Here is a 5,095-nt window from a genome sequence, read left to right on the forward strand (position 1 = left end):
CCTCAACGCCCTTATCCTCGCCTACGGCGACCGGATCGCCATCTAACAATCTCGATCACACCACAGGCCCAAACACGGAAATCGACACACTCCCATGACGCTCGGGGCGGCCGGCGCTCCGTCGAGCCGGACGGTGAGGCCGTCCAGCACCGGGCGCAGCACCTCGGCTCGGCTGAGGCTTGCCACGTCACGGGTGTTCCGCTGCACCCAATCGAGCGTCTTCCGCACCTGCTCCGGCACGTTGTCGGCCGTGCGGCGCGGGGTGTTGAAGGCCCAGCGGCCGAGGGCATGGCGGAGCAACTTGCCGTCTGGGCGCCCTCTCGCGTTGGTGAGCAGGAGCACGGTTAGCGCCGTCAGGGCTTCCGCGTGCGTGCGCCTGGTCGTGGCGGCCACGTGCGGCCACTTCATGTCGGCGAAAGCGCAAGCCAGGTCGTACCACGACATGACGGCGGTATCGCGGCGCATCGAGATCGGATAGCCCGTCTCGATGTCGAATGCCTCACCCTTGCGTGACGCGGTGACCAGCTCGGAGCGGAAGCCCTCCGCGAGAGCCTTTGTCTTGAAGACTTGCTTCTGTCGTCGCTCGGCCACGCGCCAGCGGACACGATAAGTGCGACCTCTCTGCCCCTCGTACGTTTCGATTGACCAGATACGCACTTCGTAGGTGGTGTTCAAGCGGCCTCCTCATATAGCGATTCAAGCCAGGATTCGTAGTCGCGGCGTTCAATTCGGATCTCGCCGTTCGGCAGCTTTCGGGCCGGCGGTCCCTTTCGCTTTGCTCGCCAGTCGTAGAAGGTCGACCGGCTGATGCCGAGGTCGTCGCAGACGTCGGCGATGGTGAGGTGGCGGGTGGGGCGAGGTGCCGCCCGCTCAGGTCGCTTCGGAGTAGTCACGGGCGGGGGTCCTCCCTCGGGGGTGGCAGCGGTGCACGGCCGGATTCGCACGGTGGACGCCTTCCGGTCGAAGGGGGTCGCTTGTGGAGGGTTCGTGAGGCGTCACGGCAGATTGGCGTAGGGCGACCGACTGAGAGCCACGCAGACGCAAGATCCGGGCGGGGTTGGTGTAAGGCATAGGGCCGGTGCGTCTGCGTGGCTCTCAGCGGGCCGGTCTATTCGGGTCGGTCGCGGTGATCGGCGTTCGTTGTGGGAGGGGCTGAACCATCTCGGCATCTCGGCATCTCGGCAAAGGTGCCGTTGGACTGGGAAAACGTCTGCCGAGATCGTTCCGGGTTCGAGGAGCCATCTCGGCAACTGGAGGTGATCTCGGCAGACGGTGTGCCGAGATGCCGAGATCGATGACTGCCTTGGTGGCTGATCTCGGCAGGCTGTTTGCCCAGCTAGAGTGCTGATTCCGCCGAGATGCCGAGATGGTTCAGCGGGTTTTAACCCTGGTGGCGTTCGACCCAGAACACGGCCCGGTTGCCGCGTTCGTGGCGACCGGTGCGCAGGACGTGATCGCCGCGCCAGCGTCCGGCCTGTCCGGTGAGCAGCCGGCCGAGTTGCAGCGGGTTGGGTAGGCGGCCGGCGGCGGTGGTGATGAACTGCCCGTCCCACGGGTCGTGGACGTCGCTGCCGAGGTGCATTGGTTCGGCGTCACGGCGGAGGTCGGCAGCGGTCATAGGTCGACCGGCGTGGCGCTCATGCCAGGTGGTGAGGAACGCGCGCCAGCGCGTTTCGTCTTCATCGATCTCCCGCACCTCAGCCGCGTTGGTGAGGAACCCGTCGATCCCGTGGTGAGCGAGGAAACCGCCGAGGGCTTGCGCCCACGGGGTGAACTGCCGCATCGACAGGCCGGTGACCTTCGGCGCTCCCTGCCGCGTCCAATCGAGGACCAGGACCAGGAGGTGCCACAGCACGGTGAGTTGGTTGGCGGGGACGGTGATCCATTGGTCGAGGTGCGGGATGCCGAATCCGGTTTGGTCGCGTAGTTCGGGGCGGGGCATGTCCGGGTCGAGGTGCACGCGGACGGTGCGGCTCGCCATGTCGCCGCCGACTTGCAGGTTGTTGCCGGTGGCCATCCACAGCCGGTCGTTGACGGTGGCGATGTTCCGCGATGCGCCCAACTGCCGGTCGGACCACACGCCGTTGGTGACGAGCTGGGCGAGCACGGCGGAGTCGATGACGGTGCCCTCGGCGAGGTTGTCCCAGATGACCACGCCGACCTGCTCGGCGAACACCGCCGTGATGGACTTGCGCAGTTCCTCATCGGCGTAGGCCCAGTTCATGACCCGCTGGCCGTAGAGCATCCCCGGCCCGGCGGTGAGGATCGTCTTACCGGATGACGGCATGGTCGCGTCGATGAGCGCGAACGGGGTCAAGCTGCGGGTGAAGTGCCGCAGGATCGGCGTCGCCAACAGCGCCACGTAGTTCGCCCGGTCGGCGGCGCTGGCCCACGGGAAGTCGCGCAAGAACCGGCCGAGCAGGAACGTCCGCGCCTCGGCCACCTGCTCCGGCGTCGGCTGATCCGGCACGGTGGGCAGGGCGACTTTGGAGGCCAGGTAGAGCCCGGTGGCTCGGTCGTAGCCGGGGGTCTGCAACAGGGTCCCGTCGCGGCGCAGCACGGGAGCGCCGATGATCCCGCGCAGCGGCGCCACACCCGGCCACGTCTTCCCGGCCAGCACCGAGGACAGGACTTCCCGGGTGGGGGTGGTTTCCTCTTCGTAGGGTTCCGGGTCACCGCCGTCGCCCTTGCGGGTGCGCATCCGGTAGACGTAGGCGTGCTCAGCGAGCAACCCGGCCAGCCCGGCGGGGTTGATGACGCTGGCCGACACCGGCAGCGGCGAATCCTCATCGGCGGCCGGCGCGAGGTCACCGGAGACGGCTTCCATGTGCACCAGTTGCCCGGCGGACACGTACGTGTCCGGAAGCAACCCGTCCACGAGGGCGGCTTTGAGCGCGCGGATGCTTTCGGGGCCGGTGCCGACCTTCAACCGGGTGGCGCTCATGCCGCCTCCCGAATGCCGCCCAGCCGGCGCGGCTGGCGGGCGCCGACGCGCAGCCCGGAGGCGATCGTGCGGCTGATCTCGGCGTGGCGCAGTCCGATCGAGAGGGCGGCGGGTTCCAGGACGGCGGTCACGTCGTTGTCGGTGAGCGCGCCCCCGGCGGCGAGCTGGCCGAGCGCGACGGCGGAGGTGAACAGGGCGTGGTTGCGTTGGCCGTCGGGGGCGGCGGTGAGGTGGGCGACCTGGCGGCGGATCGCGGCGGCGAGGTAGCGGTCGTGTCGGTCGGCCGGCAGGCTCACCGCGGCTGTCTGCCGTGCGGGTCGCGGGGCGGGGGCGAGTAGCCCGGCCAGCCACGTCGGTAGCGGCGCGGGGTCGACGTCGAGGGCGAGGGTGTAGGGGCGGCCGGCGGCGGTGGAGCCGGCGGCGACGACGTAGCCGCCGTGGGCGCGGGTGTCGACCTTCCAGCCGAGGCCGCCCCGGTCGCCGGTGGTGTTGCGCAGGGCCGGGCCGGTGGTGGGGTGGCGGTAGTAGAGGTGGGTGCCGCCGCTGCCGGTGCTCACGGTGTAGGTGGTGTCGATGCCGGTCGGCGGGTCGTCGCCGGGGCCGTAGCCGGCGATCCAGTTGATCGGCGTGCCGTGTCGGTCGGCGAGGACGGCGAACACGTCCCACCCGTCGCACACCCCGGCCCACTGCGGCGGTGGGGTGTCGCCGGGGTGCTTCGGGATGTCCAGGTCGACCACCACCAGACCGGACGGCCCGCACGCGATGCCGATGCCGTAGGGGCGGGTCGACCACGCGCGGCGGATGCGGTCCGGGTCGGTGGTGGCGCGCTGCTCCCACCCGGTGTGCCCGGCGCCGCAGCGGGGGTCGCGGCCGGTGCAGTCGTCGGCGGTGTGGTCGGGGAACGCGGGTCGCTTGTCGTCGGGGCGTAGCGGGAAGACGTGCCAGCCGCGTACCGCGTGGGCGAGCGCGGCGGCGAGCAGGTCGGGCATGGGTTTCTCCTAGGCGGGTCGGCGATTAGCGCGGGCGGCGTCGAGGTCGATCAGCGCCCCGGTGGCGGTCTCCGGGGTGCGGGTGGGGCGGCGTGGGGCGGCGGCGATGGTCAGGCGTAGGTAGAGCCGGTGGCGGCCGGCGTCGGTACCGGTCAGCGGCCAGCGGGTGCCGTGCTGGGCGAGGTGGCCGGCGGCGGTCAGGGCGGCGGTGGCGGCGTCCAGCTCGGCCGGCGTGCCGGTCAGCCAGACTTCGAGGCCGCCGGTGAGGTGCGGGTCGCGCGGTGATGCGCCGTCGCGGCGCGGCCGGGGCGTCACGCTGCCCGCCCCGGTCGTGGCCGGGCCGCGATGGCGGCGCGGGTGACGGCCTGGCGCAGGTCGCCGAGCAAGCCGACCAACTGACGGCGGGCGGCCACCTCGCCGGCCGCGAGCGCGACGCGGACGCGTACCTCGGCGTGCTCGCGGCCGGCGGCGGTGCGCACGCGGACCAGGACGGCGCGGGCGTGGCCGGGGATCTCCACCACGATTTCGGGCGAGCGGTGCTCGCCGAGGCCGCAGCGGTGGTCGCGCCCGCACCAGTCGGTGTGGCCGGCGGGGCGGGTCATCGGTGGGCCTCGGCGCGCAGCCGGCGGAAGACGTTGAACACGCGCCGCCCGGTCCGCAGCCGCAATCCTCGGTCGCAGCGCCGGCAGGCACGCGGCCGGTGCAGGAATCGGGTGGTGGTGTGGCCGGTGCCGGCGCACCGCTGGCAGCGTTTGAACGGGCTGACCCAGCACAGCAGGGCGTAACCGAGGGTGACCAGCAGGGCGGGCAGGATGATGACGCTAGTGAGGGTGAGCAGGGGGTCCACAACAGCCTCCGGGCCGGTTTTTGGGTGCGCGGGGCCGTGAGCTGCTATCTGCTAGGTCGCAGCTCATGATTCGAATGGGGTGCTAGCGGGGGTGCTAGCGCTAGCAGGTCGGGCCGCTAGCGCTAGCACCCTCGCGACCGGTCAGCCGGCGGACCTCTTGCGGTCACGCTCCGCAATCGCGGCGAGCACGTCGGTGTGCTTGATGCCGCGCCGGGTGGTCGGCTTGCCGTCGATGCGGCGCCCCACGTCGCCGACCTTCACCAGCGGGTGCGGCTTGAGGGCGGTGGTGAGCTGCGCGGCCTCCCACCCGCTGTA

General features: G+C 71.1%; 7 protein-coding genes. All 7 read right to left on the minus strand.

The genetic code is table 11. The features are described 5' to 3' along the window. Positions 1–42 precede the first annotated feature (42 nt). Positions 43–675: a hypothetical protein gene (locus ACIA5A_RS30775; protein WP_396768269.1), complete on the minus strand. Its 633-nt coding sequence runs from the start codon at positions 673–675 to the stop codon at positions 43–45. Beyond that, a complete protein-coding gene (locus ACIA5A_RS30780; RefSeq protein ID WP_396768271.1) occupies positions 672–893 on the minus strand; it encodes a helix-turn-helix transcriptional regulator in 222 nt (73 codons plus the stop codon). Before ACIA5A_RS30780 ends, ACIA5A_RS30775 begins: the two co-directional genes overlap by 4 nt. 488 nt (positions 894–1,381) lie before the next feature. Then, a complete protein-coding gene (locus ACIA5A_RS30785; RefSeq protein WP_396768273.1) occupies positions 1,382–2,944 on the minus strand; it encodes a hypothetical protein in 1,563 nt (520 codons plus the stop codon). Next, positions 2,941–3,933: a bifunctional DNA primase/polymerase gene (locus ACIA5A_RS30790; protein ID WP_396768275.1), complete on the minus strand. Its 993-nt coding sequence runs from the start codon at positions 3,931–3,933 to the stop codon at positions 2,941–2,943. Before ACIA5A_RS30790 ends, ACIA5A_RS30785 begins: the two co-directional genes overlap by 4 nt. 9 nt (positions 3,934–3,942) lie before the next feature. Further along, positions 3,943–4,248: a hypothetical protein gene (locus tag ACIA5A_RS30795; protein ID WP_396768277.1), complete on the minus strand. Its 306-nt coding sequence runs from the start codon at positions 4,246–4,248 to the stop codon at positions 3,943–3,945. Beyond that, positions 4,245–4,535 (minus strand): hypothetical protein, encoded by a 291-nt coding sequence (locus ACIA5A_RS30800; RefSeq protein WP_396768281.1) that lies wholly within the window; start codon positions 4,533–4,535, stop codon positions 4,245–4,247. Before ACIA5A_RS30800 ends, ACIA5A_RS30795 begins: the two co-directional genes overlap by 4 nt. Next, complete coding sequence (locus ACIA5A_RS30805; protein ID WP_396768283.1) at positions 4,532–4,780, minus strand: hypothetical protein; 249 nt, start codon at positions 4,778–4,780, stop codon at positions 4,532–4,534. Before ACIA5A_RS30805 ends, ACIA5A_RS30800 begins: the two co-directional genes overlap by 4 nt. Between the last annotated feature and the right edge of the window lie 315 nt (positions 4,781–5,095).

Origin of the sequence: Micromonospora sp. NPDC051300 (assembly GCF_044455315.1) — a bacterium.
GTDB classification, from domain to species: domain Bacteria; phylum Actinomycetota; class Actinomycetes; order Mycobacteriales; family Micromonosporaceae; genus Micromonospora; species Micromonospora robiginosa.

What these genes read in the sequence shown, in the direction of transcription:
- ACIA5A_RS30785 (WP_396768273.1), bottom strand. Translation starts at nt 2,944, where the DNA reads ATGAGCGCCACCCGGTTGAAGGTCGGCACCGGCCCCGAAAGCATCCGC.
- ACIA5A_RS30790 (WP_396768275.1), bottom strand. Translation starts at nt 3,933, where the DNA reads ATGCCCGACCTGCTCGCCGCCGCGCTCGCCCACGCGGTACGCGGCTGG.
- ACIA5A_RS30800 (WP_396768281.1), bottom strand. Translation starts at nt 4,535, where the DNA reads ATGACCCGCCCCGCCGGCCACACCGACTGGTGCGGGCGCGACCACCGC.